This window comes from Streptomyces xanthophaeus (assembly GCF_030440515.1).
Taxonomy (GTDB): Bacteria; Actinomycetota; Actinomycetes; order Streptomycetales; family Streptomycetaceae; genus Streptomyces; species Streptomyces kutzneri.
Genome location: NZ_CP076543.1, coordinates 2804688 through 2820373, shown reverse-complemented (window position 1 = coordinate 2820373; position 15686 = coordinate 2804688). Strand labels below are relative to the sequence as shown.

The following is a 15686-nucleotide window of genomic DNA, read 5'->3' as shown; positions in this document are numbered from 1 at the left end:
CCGGCGGACCACCGCCCCGGCACGGTCCACACCTAGGACTGCTGTCGGACAGCACAACCGGTCGCCGAGCCAGACAGGCCGACGTCCGCTCCAGGGAAGGACCCTTCGTGAGCGACACCACCGATCTGATGGGCGCTGCCGACACCTCTGTCGACACCAGTGCCCCCGCCGCGGGCGCCGCACCCAAGCGTCGACGCACCGGCACCGGCCTTGACGGCATGGTCCTGGCCGAGCTGCAGCAGGTCGCGTCGGGCCTCGGGATCAGGGGCACCGCGCGGATGCGCAAGAGCCAGCTGATCGAGGTCATCAAGGAGGCGCAGGCGGGCAGCGGTGCCCCCAAGGCCGCCGCCTCCACTGCCGCAGACACCGCCGAGGCCAAGCCGAAGCGCCGCGCCACCAGCAAGGCCCGCACGGGTGAGGCCGCCGCCGAGGCGCCCGCCGAGAAGCCCGCCGCGCAGGCGCAGATCGAGATTCCGGGCCAGCCGGCCAGCGAGGACGCCCCGGTCGGCGAGCGCCGCCGGCGTCGGGCCACGGCCCCCTCCGGCAGCCCGGAGGCCTCGGCCCCCGTCGCCGTACAGGTCGAGCAGAAGACCGAGACCGCGCCTGCCGCCACCGCCCCGTCCGAGGCCAAGGCCGAAGCCGCCACCGCGGTCTCCGCCGGCCAGGCACAGGGTCAGGACGGCGAAGGCCGTGGCCGTCGCGACCGCCGTGACCGCGGCGACCGTGCCGACCGCACCGACCGTCAGCGCGACCGCCGTGACCGCGGCGCCAAGGCCGACGACCAGGGCCAGGGCGGCCAGGGTCAGGGCCAGGGCGCGCAGGGCGGCCAGGGCGGACAGGGCGGCGGCCGTCAGGAGCGCGCCGACCGTCAGCAGCAGGGCGGCCGCGGCCAGGGCCAGGGCCAGGGCCAGGGTCAGCAGGGCCGTCAGGACCGCCAGGACAACGGCCCCCAGGACGACTTCGACGGTGAGGACGGCCGTCGCGGCCGTCGCGGCCGCTACCGCGACCGCCGTGGCCGCCGCGGCCGCGACGAGTTCGCGCCGAGCGAGCCGCAGGTCGCCGACGACGATGTGCTGATCCCCGTCGCGGGCATCCTCGACATCCTCGACAACTACGCGTTCATCCGGACCTCGGGCTACCTGCCCGGCCCCAACGACGTGTACGTCTCCCTCGCCCAGGTCCGCAAGGCCGGTCTGCGCAAGGGTGACCACACCACCGGTGCCGTGCGCCAGCCCAAGGACGGCGAGCGCCGCGAGAAGTTCAACGCCCTCGTGCGTCTGGACTCGGTGAACGGCATGGCGCCCGAATCCGGCCGTGGCCGCCCGGAGTTCCAGAAGCTCACCCCGCTGTACCCGCAGGACCGGCTCCGTCTGGAGACCGACCCGGGCGTGCTGACCACCCGCATCATCGACCTCGTGTCGCCGATCGGTAAGGGTCAGCGAGGCCTGATCGTGGCCCCGCCGAAGACCGGTAAGACCATGATCATGCAGGCGATCGCCAACGCGATCACCACCAACAACCCCGAGTGCCACCTGATGGTCGTCCTGGTCGACGAGCGTCCGGAAGAGGTCACCGACATGCAGCGGTCGGTCAAGGGCGAGGTCATCTCCTCGACCTTCGACCGCCCGGCCGAGGACCACACCACCGTCGCCGAGCTGGCCATCGAGCGCGCCAAGCGTCTCGTCGAGCTGGGTCACGACGTGGTCGTCCTGCTGGACTCCATCACCCGTCTGGGCCGCGCGTACAACCTCGCGGCGCCCGCCTCCGGCCGCATCCTGTCCGGTGGTGTCGACTCGACCGCGCTGTACCCGCCGAAGCGCTTCTTCGGTGCCGCGCGCAACATCGAGGACGGCGGCTCGCTGACCATCCTGGCCACCGCGCTCGTCGACACCGGCTCGCGCATGGACGAGGTGATCTTCGAGGAGTTCAAGGGCACCGGCAACATGGAGCTCAAGCTCGACCGGAAGCTCGCCGACAAGCGCATCTTCCCGGCCGTCGACGTCGACCCGTCGGGCACCCGCAAGGAGGAGATCCTCCTCAACGCGGAGGAGCTCGCCATCGTCTGGAAGCTGCGCCGGGTGCTGCACGCGCTCGACTCGCAGCAGGCGATCGAGCTGCTGCTCGACAAGATGAAGCAGACGAAGTCGAACGCCGAGTTCCTGATGCAGATCGCGAAGACGACCCCGTCGGGCAAGAACGACGACTGACGTCCGGCACGCGCATCACGCGACAGCCCCCGCCGCACCCGCGGCGGGGGCTGTCGCGCGTACGGGCGCCCTTGGCGGGGCGGCTGCGCCCCGGCTGGGCGGCTGCGCCCCGGCTGGGCGGTTCGGGCCGGAATGGAACCCTGCGCGGCGTACGCCCGTCTGTGTCAGAGGAACCGCGGGGTGGACGGCGGGCCGAACGACCAGGGGACCGGACACAGGACTGAGGAGAGCATGACCGAGGAGAGCAAGGACCACGGCGGACGTGCCGCGGCCCGGCGCGCCCGCCGCAAACCGGCGAAGCGCCGCAAGGCCGTCGCCGTCGCCGCGTGGAGCGCCGCGGGGGTGGTCCTGCTGGGCGGAGCGGGCCTCGGCTACTTCTACTTCAAGTTCAACGGCAACCTGAAGACCGTCGACATCGACCAGGCCCTCGGCACCGACCGCCCGCAGAACGTCGACAACGGCTCGATGGACATCCTCGTCCTCGGCTCCGACTCCCGCGGCGGCGCCAACGGCGAGTACGGCCAGGACGACGGCGGCTCCGCCCGCTCCGACACGGCGATGATCATCCACCTCTACGAGGGCCACGAGAAGGCCAGCGTCGTGTCGATACCGCGCGACACCATGATCTCCCGCCCCTCCTGCGCGACGGCGGGTGGGAAGACCGACCCCGGCGGCCAGCGCACCCAGTTCAACGAGGCGTTCACCGTCGGCGGGGCCGCCTGCGCGGTCAAGACCGTCGAGAAGATGTCGGGGATCCGTATGGATCACTACATAGAGGTCGACTTCACCGGCTTCAAGAAGATCATCGACAACCTCGGCGGCGTCGAGGTGACCACCACCAAGCCGATCAAGGACGGGTCCAGCCACCTCGACCTCGCCGCCGGCACCAACAGGCTCGACGGGGAGCAGGCCCTCGGCCTCGTACGCACCCGCAAGAGCGTCGGCGACGGCAGCGACCTGGGCCGAATACAGCTCCAGCAGGCCTTCATCAAGGCGCTCATCAAGCAGGTGAAGGGCATCGGGGTCTTCGACAACCCCAAGAAGCTGCTCGGCATCGCCGACTCCGCGACCAAGGCGATCACCACCGACAAGGCGCTCGGTGATGTGAAGTCCCTCATGGGCTTCGCCCAGGGGCTCCAGGGCATAGACGCCCAGGACATGCAGATGATCACGCTGCCGGTGACCACGGACCCCCGCGACGCGAACCGCGTGGCCCCGCTCACCAAGGAGACGAAGATGGTCTGGGACGCCCTCCTGGCGGACCGGCCGATCCCGGCCGAGGCCACCGTGAACTCCTCCGGGGACAAGAGCGCCGCCGGGTCGATCGTCCAGTAGGGCCCCTCCCGGCAGGGTCCGCGGACCGGTGCGGAATAGACGGCGACCCCATGCCGTTGAGGGAGGCGTCCTCAGAATTTTGACAGGCGGCCCGGTCCTGGCAGACTGGTCTGTCGGCCCCGGTTCACGCAGTACGCAATTCGGCTCCTGCGACCCGGCGCCCTCCCGAATCTAGGAGACACCTTGAAGCGCGATGTTCACCCCGAGTACGTCGAGACCGCGGTCAGCTGCACCTGCGGCGCGTCGTTCACCACCCGTAGCACCCTGACCGAGGGCACCATCCGTGCCGAGGTCTGCTCCGAGTGCCACCCGTTCTACACGGGCAAGCAGAAGATCCTCGACACCGGTGGCCGCGTGGCCCGCTTCGAGGCGCGCTTCGGCAAGGGTGCGGCCAAGAAGTAGCGCGACCCAGGCGCCGGTCTCCGGCCGCCCCCTGTCCACTCGGGGGCGGCCGGACCGGCGCCTTTGTCGTCGTTCCGGCACGTCCCCCCTGCAGTCCTTCGCCCTTTTCACCCCAGGAGTCCCCCGATGTTCGAAGCGGTCGAGGAATTGGTCGGCGAACACGCCGATCTTGAGAAGAAGCTCGCCGACCCTTCGGTCCACTCGGATCAGGCCAACGCGCGCAAGCTGAACAAGCGCTACGCGGAACTGACCCCGATCGTCGCGACCTTCCGTGCCTGGAAGCAGTCCGCCGAGGACATCGAGACGGCCAAGGAGTTCGCGGCCGACGACCCCGACTTCGCCGCCGAGGCCAAGGAACTGACCGCACAGCGCGAAGAGCTCACCGAGAAGCTCCGCCTGCTGCTCGTTCCGCGCGACCCCAGCGACGACAAGGACGTCCTCCTGGAGGTCAAGGCGGGCGCGGGCGGCGACGAGTCGGCGCTCTTCGCCGGCGACCTGCTGCGCATGTACCTGCGCTACGCCGAGCGCGTGGGCTGGAAGACCGAGATCATCGACGCCACCGAGTCCGAGCTCGGCGGCTACAAGGACGTCCAGGTCTCCGTCCGCACCAAGGGCGGCAACGGCGCCACCGAGCCCGGCCAGGGCGTGTGGGCCCGCCTGAAGTACGAGGGCGGCGTGCACCGCGTCCAGCGCGTTCCGGCCACCGAGTCCCAGGGCCGCATCCACACCTCCGCCGCCGGCGTGCTCGTCACCCCGGAGGCCGAGGAGGTCGAGGTCGAGATCAACATGAACGACCTCCGCATCGACGTGTACCGCTCGTCGGGCCCCGGCGGCCAGTCCGTCAACACCACCGACTCGGCCGTGCGCATCACGCACATCCCGACCGGTGTGGTCGCCTCCTGCCAGAACGAGAAGAGCCAGCTCCAGAACAAGGAGCAGGCCATGCGCATCCTGCGCTCGCGGCTCCTGGCCGCGGCCCAGGAGGCCGCCGAGCAGGAGGCCTCGGACGTGCGCCGCAGCCAGGTGCGCTCCGTCGACCGTTCCGAGAAGATCCGTACGTACAACTACCCGGAAAACCGGATCTCGGACCACCGGACCGGTTTCAAGGCGTACAACTTGGACCAGGTGCTCGACGGTGACCTCGACGCGGTCATCCAGGCCTGTGTCGACACGGACTCCGCGGCCAAGCTCGCGGCCGCGCACTGACCCGACCCCGCACCACCCCCCGTACGACAGCAGCCCGGAGGACCAGCGTGAACTTGCTGCTTGCCGAGGTGGCCCAGGCCACCCAGCGGCTGGCCGCCGCCGGCGTGCCCTCACCGCGCTTCGACGCGGAGGAGCTCGCCGCCTTCGTGCACGGCGTCAAACGGGGGGAACTGCACCACGTCAAGGACGCGGACTTCGACGCCCGCTACTGGGAGGCGGTCGCCCGCCGCGAGGCGCGCGAGCCGCTCCAGCACATCACCGGCCGCGCCTTCTTCCGGTACCTGGAGCTCCAGGTCGGGCCCGGGGTCTTCGTGCCCCGGCCCGAGACCGAGTCGGTCGTGGACTGGGCCATACACGCCGTACGCGCCATGGACGTCGTCGAGCCGCTGATCGTGGACCTGTGCACCGGCTCCGGCGCCATCGCGCTGGCCATGGCCCAGGAGGTGCCGCGCTCGCGCGTGCACGCGGTCGAGCTGTCCGAGGACGCCCTGCGGTGGACCCGTAAGAACGCCGAGGGCTCCCGGGTCACCGTCCACCAGGGCGACGCCCTGAGCGCGCTGCCCGAGCTCGACGGCCAGGTCGACCTGGTCATCTCCAACCCGCCGTACATCCCGCTCACCGAGTGGGAGTACGTCGCCCCCGAGGCCCGCGACCACGATCCGGAGATGGCGCTCTTCTCCGGCGAGGACGGCCTCGACACCATCCGCGGTATCGAGCGGACCGCCCACCGGCTGCTGCGACCCGGCGGCATCGTCGTCATCGAGCACGCCGACACCCAGGGCGGCCAGGTTCCGTGGATCTTCGCCGAGGAGCGGGGCTGGGCCGACGCGGCCGACCACCCGGACCTCAACAACCGCCCGCGCTTCGCGACGGCCCGCAAGGCCCTGCCGTGACCGGCGCGACGATTCCCGCCACCCCCCTGCTGCACGAGGAGGCCCGCTGATGGCCCGGCGATACGACTGCAACGACGCGACGGACCGTAAGACGGGTCTGCGTGAAGCCGCATCCGCCGTGCGCCGCGGCGAGCTCGTCGTGCTGCCCACCGACACCCTGTACGGGATCGGCGCGGACGCCTTCAGCCCGGAGGCCGTCCACGACCTGCTCGCCGCCAAGGGCCGGGGCCGCGGTATGCCCACCCCGGTGCTCATCGGCTCCCCGAACACCCTCCACGGCCTCGTCACGGACTTCTCCGAGCAGGCCTGGGAGCTCGTCGACGCCTTCTGGCCGGGCGCGCTGACGCTGGTCGCCAAGCACCAGCCCTCGCTGGCGTGGGACCTCGGGGACACCCATGGCACCGTCGCCGTACGCATGCCCCTGCACCCCGTGGCGATCGAGCTGCTGACCGAGGTCGGCCCGATGGCGGTGTCCTCGGCCAACCTGTCCGGTCACCCGGCGCCCGAGGACTGCGACGCCGCGCGCGAGATGCTCGGGGACTCCGTGTCCGTCTACCTGGACGGCGGCCCGACGCCCGGCATCCAGCCGTCGTCGATCGTCGACGTCACCGGTAAGGTTCCCGTCCTGCTGCGCGAGGGGGCACTCACCGCAGACCAGCTGCGGGAGGTCGTACCCGACCTCGAGGTCGCCCCGTGAGCCCTGAGGGGCGTGGCATAGCAGGGGGGCACCGCCCGGCGGTAGCCGGGGGAAACACTTTCCGCATACTCCACGTCAGCACCGGGAACGTGTGCCGCTCGCCCATCACCGAGCGGCTGACGCGGCATGCCCTCTCGCACCGCCTCGGCGGCCTCGTCACCGGCGACCTCATCGTGGAGAGCGCCGGCACCTGGGGCCACGAGGGCGCCCCGATGGAGGCGAACGCGGCCGCCGTGCTGGCGGACTTCGGTGCCGACGCGTCCGGGTTCACCGGGCGGGAGCTGCTGGACGAGCACGTCATACGCGCCGACCTGGTGCTGACCGCCACCCGTGACCACCGGGCCCAGGTCATCTCGATGGGCCACTCGGCGGGGCTGCGCACCTTCACGCTGAAGGAGTTCACCCGGCTGGTGCGGGCGATAGATCCGGCCACGCTGCCGCCGCTGGACGACGGCATGGCGGAGCGGGCGCGGGCGCTCGTCCGGGCCGCGGCGGCCCTGCGCGGCTGGCTGCTGGCGCCGTCGCCCGACGCGGACGAGGTGTACGACCCGTACGGGGCCCCGATCACCTTCTTCCGCTCGATCGGCGACGAGATCAACCAGGCGCTGGACCCGGTGGTGACCGCCCTGACGGGCGTGACCGCCGCGCGCTGAGCGTTCGTCGGCCGGAGGCCGGCGCAGCGGTACGAAGCCCGGGAGGCCCCCCGGGGCCGAGCGGCGCGAGCGCCGCGTGGAGGAGGGGCTCAATCAGGCGCTGGACCCGGTGGTGACTGCCCTGACGGGCGTGACCGCCGCGCGCTGAGCGTTCGTCGGCCGGAGGCCGGCGCAGCGGTACGAAGCCCGGGAGGCCCCCCGGGGCCGAGCGGCGCGAGCGCCGCGTGGAGGAGGGGCTCAATCAGGCGCTGGACTCGGTGGTGACTGCCCTGACGGGTGTGACCGCCGCGCGCTGAGCCTGACGGGTGTGACCGCCGCGCGCTGACAGGGCATCGTGGGGTCCGCAGGCCTAGAGTGGCTGGTACCCGGTACCCCTGGAGCGCCGCCATGAGCGTCATCACCCAGCCCACGGACCTGCTGCGCGCGCAGGACCCGCAGATGGCCGACGTACTGGCCGGGGAGCGGCAGCGGCAGGCCGCCACGTTGCAGCTGATCGCCGCGGAGAACTTCACCTCGACCGCCGTGCTCGCCGCGCTCGGGTCCGCGCTCGCCAACAAGTACGCCGAGGGGTACCCCGGCGCCCGGCACCACGGCGGGTGCGAGTACGCCGATCTGGCCGAGCGGACCGCCGTGGAGCGTGCCAAGGCGCTCTTCGGGGCCGAGCACGCGAACGTGCAGCCGCACTCCGGCTCCTCCGCCGTCCTGGCCGCGTACGCCGCCCTGCTGCGGCCGGGGGACACCGTGCTGGCGATGGGGCTCCCGTACGGCGGCCACCTCACCCACGGGTCGCCCGCCAACTTCTCCGGACGGTGGTTCGACTTCGTCGGCTACGGCGTCGACGCCGGGACGGGCCTCATCGACTACCGGCAGGTCCAGCGTCTCGCCCACACGCACCGCCCCAAGGCGATCGTGTGCGGTTCCATCTCCTACCCCCGCCACCCCGAGTACTCGGCCTTCCGGGAGATCGCCGACGAGGTCGGGGCCTACCTCATCGTGGACGCCGCCCATCCGATCGGCCTGGTGGCCGGCGGGGCCGCGCCCAGCCCCGTCCCGTACGCCGACATCGTCTGCGCGACCACGCACAAGGTGCTGCGCGGCCCGCGCGGCGGCATGGTGCTGTGCGGAGCCGAGTACGCGGAGCGCGTCGACCGGGCGGTGTTCCCCTTCACGCAGGGCGGGGCCCAGATGCACACCATCGCCGCCAAGGCCGTGGCCTTCGGCGAGGCGGCCCGGCCGGCCTTCACCACGTACGCGCACCGGGTCGTCGCCAATGCCCGGGCGCTGGCGGGCGCGCTCCAGGAGCACGGGTTCACCCTCACCACCGGCGGCACCGACACCCACCTGATCACCGCCGATCCGGCGCCGCTGGGCGTGGACGGCCCGACCGCCCGCGGCCGGCTGGCCGCCGCCGGGATCGTGCTGGACACCTGCGCCCTCCCGTACGGGGACCAGCGCGGCATCCGGCTGGGAACGGCCGCCGTGACCACCCAGGGGATGGGGGAGGCGGAGATGGTCCGGATCGCGGCGCTGTTCGCCGCGGCGCTGGACGGAGATGGCGTGAAAACACGTACGGAGGTCGGCGAGCTCACGACGGGATTTCCCCCTTACGGGGAGTAAGCAGGACAAGCAGGGCGTACAGGAACCGGGATACCGCCCCCTCGCGTCCTCGGTGGAGGTGACATCGCAGCTAATGTGTGGGGCTGAGATGGCCGGCGATACATCTGGGGCAGCCCGTGCGTGAATATCTGCTGACGCTTTGCGTCACGGTCGCGGTGACCTACCTGCTGACCGGGCCCGTGCGGAAGTTCGCGATCGCGGCCGGGGCCATGCCGGAGATCCGTGCCCGCGACGTGCACCGCGAGCCCACACCGCGACTGGGCGGCATCGCCATGTTCGGCGGTCTGTGCGCCGGCCTGCTGGTCGCGGACCACCTGCGCAACCTCAACGGCGTCTTCGAGCTGTCGAACGAACCGCGGGCGCTGCTCTCCGGAGCGGCGCTGATCTGGCTGGTCGGCGTCCTGGACGACAAGTTCGAGCTCGATGCCCTGATCAAGCTCGGCGCGCAGATGATCTCCGCCGGTGTGATGGTCATGCAGGGTCTGACCATCCTGTGGATCCCCGTCCCGGGAATCGGCACGGTCCCGCTCACCCAGTGGCAGGGCAACCTGCTCACCGTCGCACTCGTCGTCATCACCATCAACGCCGTGAACTTCGTCGACGGCCTGGACGGCCTGGCCGCCGGCATGGTCTGCATCGCCGCCACCGCGCTGTTCCTCTACGCGTACCGGATCTGGTTCGGCTACGGCATCGAGTCGGCCGCGCCCGCGACCCTCTTCGCCGCGATCCTGATGGGCATGTGCCTGGGCTTCCTGCCGCACAACATGCACCCCGCCCGGATCTTCATGGGCGACTCCGGCTCGATGCTCATCGGCCTGGTGCTGGCCGCCTCCGCCATCTCCCTCACCGGGCAGGTGGACCCGGACGCCCTCGCCCTGTTCGCGGGCGGTGAGCGCAACGCGACGCACGCAATGCTCCCCGCCTACATCCCGCTGATCCTGCCGCTGACGGTCATCGCGATCCCGATGGCGGACCTGGTCCTGGCCATCGTGCGGCGCACCTGGAAGGGCCAGTCGCCCTTCGCCGCGGACCGCGGGCACCTCCACCACCGGCTGCTCGAACTCGGGCATTCCCACAGCCGCGCGGTCATGATCATGTACTTCTGGTCAGGCCTGATCGCCTTCGGCACCGTGGCGTATTCGGTGCATTCCGCCACGATGTGGATCGTGCTGGCGATCGCCGCGCTGAGTGCGGTGGGCCTGTTCCTGCTGCTTCTGCCGCGCTTCACCCCGCGCGCCCCGCGCTGGGCGGAGGGTCTGGTTCCGCCGCGCTACCGCCATGCCGCACGTGCGGCCGAAGCCGCCGCGGAGGCGGCCGCCCGCGATGCCTCGGGCACGGAGCCCGAGCCGGCGCGGCCCATCGCCGCCGGTGTGTCCGGCGTCAACGGAGCGACTGCCGTGGGCCCCCGTTCGCGCTTTCCCGACCGGCGTAAGGCTGAATCCACCCGCTGACGGTCGATTCGCATGTCGGACATGAATGCCCTTTACCAGACAAGCCGCACCCCTGTCGCGCACACACGGGCAGGGTCACTCTCATGTGTGACAGTCGGCACACCCGACAGGTAAAGCTCTCATCAAATAGTTTGTGATACCGTTCACTAAACCCGGCGACAGAGCCGAAGGACCGTAGTGCGACGGTCCCTTGGCCCGAGGTCCTCTCTCGGACCGGGCTTACGCTCGTCCCGTACGAGTCCCGTTACCCCACCATCACGCGGAGCCATGCGCCATGCTGTCCGATGACGCCCGAACCCTTCTGCACACCGCCGTACCCACCGCTGCCGTCGGCGTCGTTGCCGCCATCGTCAGTGGCGTGGTCGCGGGCGGTAAGGGGGCGATCGGGGCGATCGCGGCCACGGTCGTCGTGATTCTGTTCATGGGTATCGGATTCGTCATCCTGCAGCGGACGGCACGATCGCTGCCGCATCTGTTCCAGATGATGGGTCTGGCGCTCTACACGACCCAGATCCTGCTGCTCTTCGTCTTCGTCGCCGTGTTCAAGAACACGACGCTGTTCAATCCCAGGGCATTCGCGATCACCATCGTCGCGGCGACCCTTGCTTGGATCGCCGCGCAGACGCGCGCGCACATGAAGGCCAAGATCCTTTACGTCGAGCCCGAGTCCACCAAGCGTGGTGGCAAGGGTGAGAAGCCTGAAAACACGGGGCCCTCGTCGTGAACGGTAGGGGCGGAATAAGTGCGCGTTCGAGATGCTGCTATCGTCCGGTGCCATATGCGGCATCGCGGGCGCAGGCATCTGAGCTGACGCCTGCTCAATCGCGAGGCTCACTGCCTGCAAGCCGCCCCCACATCCGTAAGACCAGTCCCGTGCCGAACCGCGGCTGTGCGCCGCGCCGACACAACGAGGTTGCCGTACCTATGCGCCACGCTGAAGGAGCCCGCGGTGAGTGCTGACCCGACGCAGGTGCTCGCCTTCGAGACCGATTGCCACATCTTCGACGGCTGTGGTTTCCCGGCTCCTGGCCTGCACTCGTTCCTGTTCGAGCCGATCTTCGGCGACATGGACGGAGCCGTCTACTTCAACAAGACGATGCTCCTGGCCCTGCTCGGGTCCGTCATCATCGTCGGATTCTTCTGGGCCGCCTTCGCCAAGCCGAAGCTGGTTCCGGGGAAGCTCCAGATGGTTGCCGAAGCCGGCTACGACTTCGTTCGCCGGGGCATCGTCTACGAAACGATGGGCAAGAAGGAGGGCGAGAAGTACGTCCCCTTCATGGTCGCGACGTTCTTCTTCGTCTGGATCCTGAACCTCTGGTCGATCATTCCGGTCGCCCAGTTCCCGGTGACCGCTGTCATCGCGTACCCGGCCGGTATGGCCCTGGTCATCTACTTCATGTGGATGTCGGTCACCTTCAAGCGCCACGGTTTCGTCGGCGGCCTGAAGAACCTCACGGGCTACGACAAGTCGCTCGGTGGCATCCTGCCGCTGGTCATGCTGATCGAGTTCTTCTCGAACGTGATCGTCCGCCCCTTCACCCACGCGGTCCGTCTCTTCGCGAACATGTTCGCCGGTCACACGCTGCTGCTGCTCTTCACGATTGCCAGCTGGTACCTGCTGAACGGCATCGGCATCGCCTACGCGGGCGTGTCCTTCGTGATGGTCATCGTGATGACCGCCTTCGAGCTCTTCATCCAGGCTGTCCAGGCCTACGTCTTCGTGCTGCTGGCCTGCAGCTTCCTCCAGGGCGCCGTCGCCGAGCACCACTGACCGCCCCACCCCCAAACCACCAGTCGTCCGGTGGCCAACCCCCACCGGTCCATGAAAGAGAAGGAAGAACCGGCATGTCCGCTCTCCAGACCCTCGCTGCTGGCGTCGAAATCAAGGGCAACCTCGGCTCCATCGGTTACGGCCTCGCGGCCATCGGCCCCGGCGTCGGCGTCGGCATCATCTTCGGTAACGGCACCCAGGCCCTGGCCCGCCAGCCCGAGGCCGCCGGCCTGATCCGTGCCAACCAGATCCTCGGCTTCGCCTTCTGTGAGGCGCTCGCCCTCATCGGTCTGGTCATGCCGTTCGTCTACCCGACCTCCTGATCCCGGTAGCGAACAGACCCTTTAGTCGGAAGGCACTGATGTGAACCCTCTGGTTCAGCTCGCGGCCGAAGAGGCGGAAAACCCCCTCATCCCGCCGATCCCCGAGCTCGTCATCGGTCTGATCGCCTTCGTCATCGTCTTCGGTTTCCTCGCGAAGAAGCTCCTCCCGAACATCAACAAGGTTCTGGACGAGCGTCGCGAGGCCATCGAAGGCGGTATCGAGAAGGCTGAGGCCGCTCAGACCGAGGCCCAGAGCGTGCTGGAGCAGTACAAGGCCCAGCTCGCCGAAGCCCGGCACGAGGCCGCGCGCCTGCGCCAGGAAGCGCTGGAGCAGGGCACTGCGCTCAAGGAAGAACTGCGCGCAGAGGGCCAGCGGCAGCGTGAGGAGATCATCGCTGCCGGCCACGCCCAGATCGCGGCGGACCGTAAGGCCGCCTCTCAGGCGCTGCGTCAGGACGTTGGCAAGCTCGCCACCGACCTGGCCGGAAAGCTCGTCGGCGAGTCCCTCGAGGACCACGCCCGGCAGAGCCGCACCATCGACCGCTTCCTCAGCGAGCTTGAGGAGAAGGCCGAGGCGGCCCGATGAACGGAGCGAGCCGCGAGGCGCTGGCCTCCGCGCGTGAGCGTCTCGACGCGCTGACGGACAACACGTCCGTCGACGCGGCGAAGCTCGCCGGTGAGCTGGCTGCCGTCACCGCGCTGCTCGACCGTGAGGTCTCGCTGCGTCGGGTCGTCACGGACCCGGCGCAGTCCGGCGAGGCCAAGGCCGAGCTGGCCGGTCGCCTGCTCGGCGGCCAGGTCGGCGGGGAAACCCTCGACCTGGTGTCCGGCATGGTCCGGTCGCGCTGGTCGCAGTCCCGCGACCTGGTGGACGCGCTGGAGGAGCTGGCAGCCACTGCCGACCTCACGGCGGCCCAGCAGGGTGGCGCGCTCGACAACGTCGAGGACGAGATCTTCCGCTTCGGCCGGATCGTCTCCTCGAACACCGAGCTGCGTTCCGCGCTGACCGACCGTGCGGCCTCCGCCTCCGCCAAGAGCGAGCTGCTGCGCAGCCTGCTCGGCGGCAAGGCGAACGCTGTCACCGAGCGCCTGGTGATCCGTCTTGTCACGCAGCCGCGTGGACGTAGCCTGGAAGCGGGACTGGAGTCCCTTTCCACGCTCGCCGCCGAGCGCCGCAACCGCATGGTCGCCACCGTGACCAGCGCGGTTCCGCTCAGCGACGTGCAGCGGGCGCGTCTCGGCGCGGTGCTGGCCAAGCTGTACGGCCGACAGATGCACCTGAACCTCGACGTGGACCCCGAGGTCCTCGGCGGGATCTCGGTGCGAGTCGGCGACGAGGTCATCGACGGCACCATCGCGGACCGCCTCGCCGAGGCGTCGCGCCGCATGGCCGGCTGACCAGCCACCAATAGAACAGAAGCATTCCTAGCGGCCCGGTTGGGCCGTGCAGAACTTGCAGAAGATTCCTGGGGGTCGCCCCCAGACCCCTAAGAAGCTTCAGGCCCAACAAGGAGAGCAGGGAACCCAGATGGCGGAGCTCACGATCCGGCCGGAGGAGATCCGGGACGCACTGGAGAACTTTGTCCAGTCGTACCAGCCGGACGCGGCCTCGCGCGAGGAGGTCGGAACGGTCAGCGTTGCCGGCGACGGCATCGCGAAGGTGGAGGGTCTGCCCTCCGCCATGGCGAACGAGCTGCTGAAGTTCGAGGATGGCACCCTCGGTCTCGCCCTCAACCTCGAGGAGCGCGAGATCGGTGCGGTCGTCCTCGGCGAGTTCAGCGGTATCGAGGAGGGCCAGCCGGTGCAGCGCACCGGTGAGGTGCTCTCGGTCGGCGTCGGCGAGGGCTACCTCGGCCGCGTCGTCGACCCGCTCGGCAACCCGATCGACGGTCTCGGCGAGATCGCGACCGAAGGCCGTCGCGCCCTGGAGCTGCAGGCTCCGGGCGTCATGGTCCGTAAGTCGGTCCACGAGCCGATGCAGACCGGCTACAAGGCCATCGACGCCATGGTGCCCGTCGGCCGTGGCCAGCGTCAGCTGATCATCGGTGACCGTCAGACGGGTAAGACCGCTCTGGCCGTCGACACGATCATCAACCAGCGCGACAACTGGCGCTCGGGCGACGTGAACAAGCAGGTTCGCTGCATCTACGTCGCCATCGGCCAGAAGGGCTCGACCATCGCGTCCGTTCGCGGCGCCCTGGAAGACGCCGGTGCGCTCGAGTACACGACGATCGTCGCCGCCCCGGCGTCCGACCCGGCCGGCTTCAAGTACCTGGCGCCGTACACCGGTTCCGCCATCGGCCAGCACTGGATGTACGCCGGCAAGCACGTCCTGATCATCTTCGACGACCTGTCGAAGCAGGCCGACGCCTACCGCGCCGTGTCGCTGCTGCTGCGCCGCCCGCCGGGCCGCGAGGCCTACCCGGGTGACGTCTTCTACCTGCACTCCCGTCTGCTGGAGCGCTGCGCGAAGCTGTCCGACGACATGGGTGCCGGTTCGATGACCGGTCTGCCGATCGTCGAGACCAAGGCGAACGACGTGTCGGCGTTCATCCCGACCAACGTCATCTCCATCACCGACGGCCAGTGCTTCCTGGAGTCCGACCTGTTCAACGCGGGCCAGCGCCCGGCGCTGAACGTCGGTATCTCGGTCTCCCGCGTCGGTGGCTCCGCCCAGCACAAGGCCATGAAGCAGGTTTCCGGCCGTCTGCGTCTGGACCTGGCCCAGTACCGCGAGCTGGAGGCGTTCGCCGCCTTCGGTTCCGACCTGGACGCCGCGTCGAAGGCTTCGCTGGAGCGCGGCAAGCGTCTGGTCGAGCTGCTGAAGCAGGGCCAGTACCAGCCGATGCCCGTCGAGGAGCAGGTCGTCTCCGTCTGGGCCGGCACCACCGGCAAGATGGACGACGTCCCGGTCAACGACATCCGTCGCTTCGAGTCGGAGCTGCTGGAGCACCTGCGCCGCGAGCGCAAGGACCTCCTCACCTCCATCTCCGAGGGCGGCAAGATGTCGGACGACACGCTGACGTCGATCGCTGACGCCATCGCCGGCTTCAAGCGCCAGTTCGAGACCTCGGACGGCAAGCTCCTGGGCGAGGACGCACCGGCCGTCAACGTCTCCAAGTGACGACGGA

15 protein-coding genes are annotated in these 15686 nt (G+C 69.8%); all 15 read left to right on the top strand.

Annotation, left to right across the window (positions count from 1 at the left end; translation table 11 throughout):
* The first annotated feature begins 107 nt into the window (after nt 1-107).
* The 15 genes from rho (at nt 108) to atpA (ending at nt 15679) form a co-directional block, all read left to right on the top strand.
* Nucleotides 108-2207, top strand: a complete 2100-nt coding sequence (gene rho, locus KO717_RS11940) for a transcription termination factor Rho (protein WP_301366448.1) — start codon at nt 108-110, stop codon at nt 2205-2207.
* A gap of 231 nt (nt 2208-2438) precedes the next feature.
* The gene (locus KO717_RS11935) at nt 2439-3542 is read left to right on the top strand and encodes an LCP family protein (RefSeq protein ID WP_301366447.1); all 1104 of its coding nucleotides are present in this window, start codon (nt 2439-2441) and stop codon (nt 3540-3542) included.
* A 183-nt stretch (nt 3543-3725) separates the two neighbouring features.
* Complete coding sequence (gene rpmE / locus KO717_RS11930; RefSeq protein WP_030008686.1) at nt 3726-3944, top strand: 50S ribosomal protein L31; 219 nt, start codon at nt 3726-3728, stop codon at nt 3942-3944.
* A gap of 126 nt (nt 3945-4070) precedes the next feature.
* Nucleotides 4071-5150: a peptide chain release factor 1 gene (prfA, locus tag KO717_RS11925; protein ID WP_030008687.1), complete on the top strand. Its 1080-nt coding sequence runs from the start codon at nt 4071-4073 to the stop codon at nt 5148-5150.
* A 47-nt stretch (nt 5151-5197) separates the two neighbouring features.
* Nucleotides 5198-6043, top strand: coding sequence for a peptide chain release factor N(5)-glutamine methyltransferase (gene prmC / locus KO717_RS11920; protein WP_030008688.1), 846 nt, complete (start codon nt 5198-5200; stop codon nt 6041-6043).
* 49 nt (nt 6044-6092) lie between these two features.
* Nucleotides 6093-6740, top strand: coding sequence for an L-threonylcarbamoyladenylate synthase (locus KO717_RS11915; RefSeq protein ID WP_301366446.1), 648 nt, complete (start codon nt 6093-6095; stop codon nt 6738-6740).
* A complete protein-coding gene (locus tag KO717_RS11910; RefSeq protein WP_301366445.1) occupies nt 6737-7393 on the top strand; it encodes a protein-tyrosine-phosphatase in 657 nt (218 codons plus the stop codon). Before KO717_RS11915 ends, KO717_RS11910 begins: the two co-directional genes overlap by 4 nt.
* A 387-nt stretch (nt 7394-7780) precedes the next feature.
* Nucleotides 7781-9010: a serine hydroxymethyltransferase gene (glyA, locus tag KO717_RS11905; RefSeq protein ID WP_301366444.1), complete on the top strand. Its 1230-nt coding sequence runs from the start codon at nt 7781-7783 to the stop codon at nt 9008-9010.
* 104 nt (nt 9011-9114) lie between these two features.
* Nucleotides 9115-10461, top strand: coding sequence for an MraY family glycosyltransferase (locus KO717_RS11900; protein ID WP_301374479.1), 1347 nt, complete (start codon nt 9115-9117; stop codon nt 10459-10461).
* 274 nt (nt 10462-10735) lie between these two features.
* Nucleotides 10736-11185 carry a hypothetical protein gene (locus tag KO717_RS11895; protein WP_301366443.1) on the top strand — a complete coding sequence of 150 codons (450 nt, stop codon included), beginning with the start codon at nt 10736-10738 and terminating at the stop codon, nt 11183-11185.
* A 210-nt stretch (nt 11186-11395) separates the two neighbouring features.
* The gene (gene atpB / locus KO717_RS11890; protein ID WP_189743241.1) at nt 11396-12232 is read left to right on the top strand and encodes a F0F1 ATP synthase subunit A; all 837 of its coding nucleotides are present in this window, start codon (nt 11396-11398) and stop codon (nt 12230-12232) included.
* A gap of 74 nt (nt 12233-12306) precedes the next feature.
* Entirely contained in the window at nt 12307-12555 is a 249-nt protein-coding gene (locus KO717_RS11885; protein ID WP_030008695.1) for an ATP synthase subunit C, read from the top strand.
* 40 nt (nt 12556-12595) lie between these two features.
* A complete protein-coding gene (locus KO717_RS11880; protein ID WP_030008696.1) occupies nt 12596-13141 on the top strand; it encodes a F0F1 ATP synthase subunit B in 546 nt (181 codons plus the stop codon).
* Nucleotides 13138-13953: a F0F1 ATP synthase subunit delta gene (locus tag KO717_RS11875; RefSeq protein ID WP_301366442.1), complete on the top strand. Its 816-nt coding sequence runs from the start codon at nt 13138-13140 to the stop codon at nt 13951-13953. Before KO717_RS11880 ends, KO717_RS11875 begins: the two co-directional genes overlap by 4 nt.
* A 130-nt stretch (nt 13954-14083) precedes the next feature.
* Entirely contained in the window at nt 14084-15679 is a 1596-nt protein-coding gene (atpA, locus tag KO717_RS11870; RefSeq protein ID WP_301366441.1) for a F0F1 ATP synthase subunit alpha, read from the top strand.
* Nucleotides 15680-15686 lie beyond the last annotated feature (7 nt).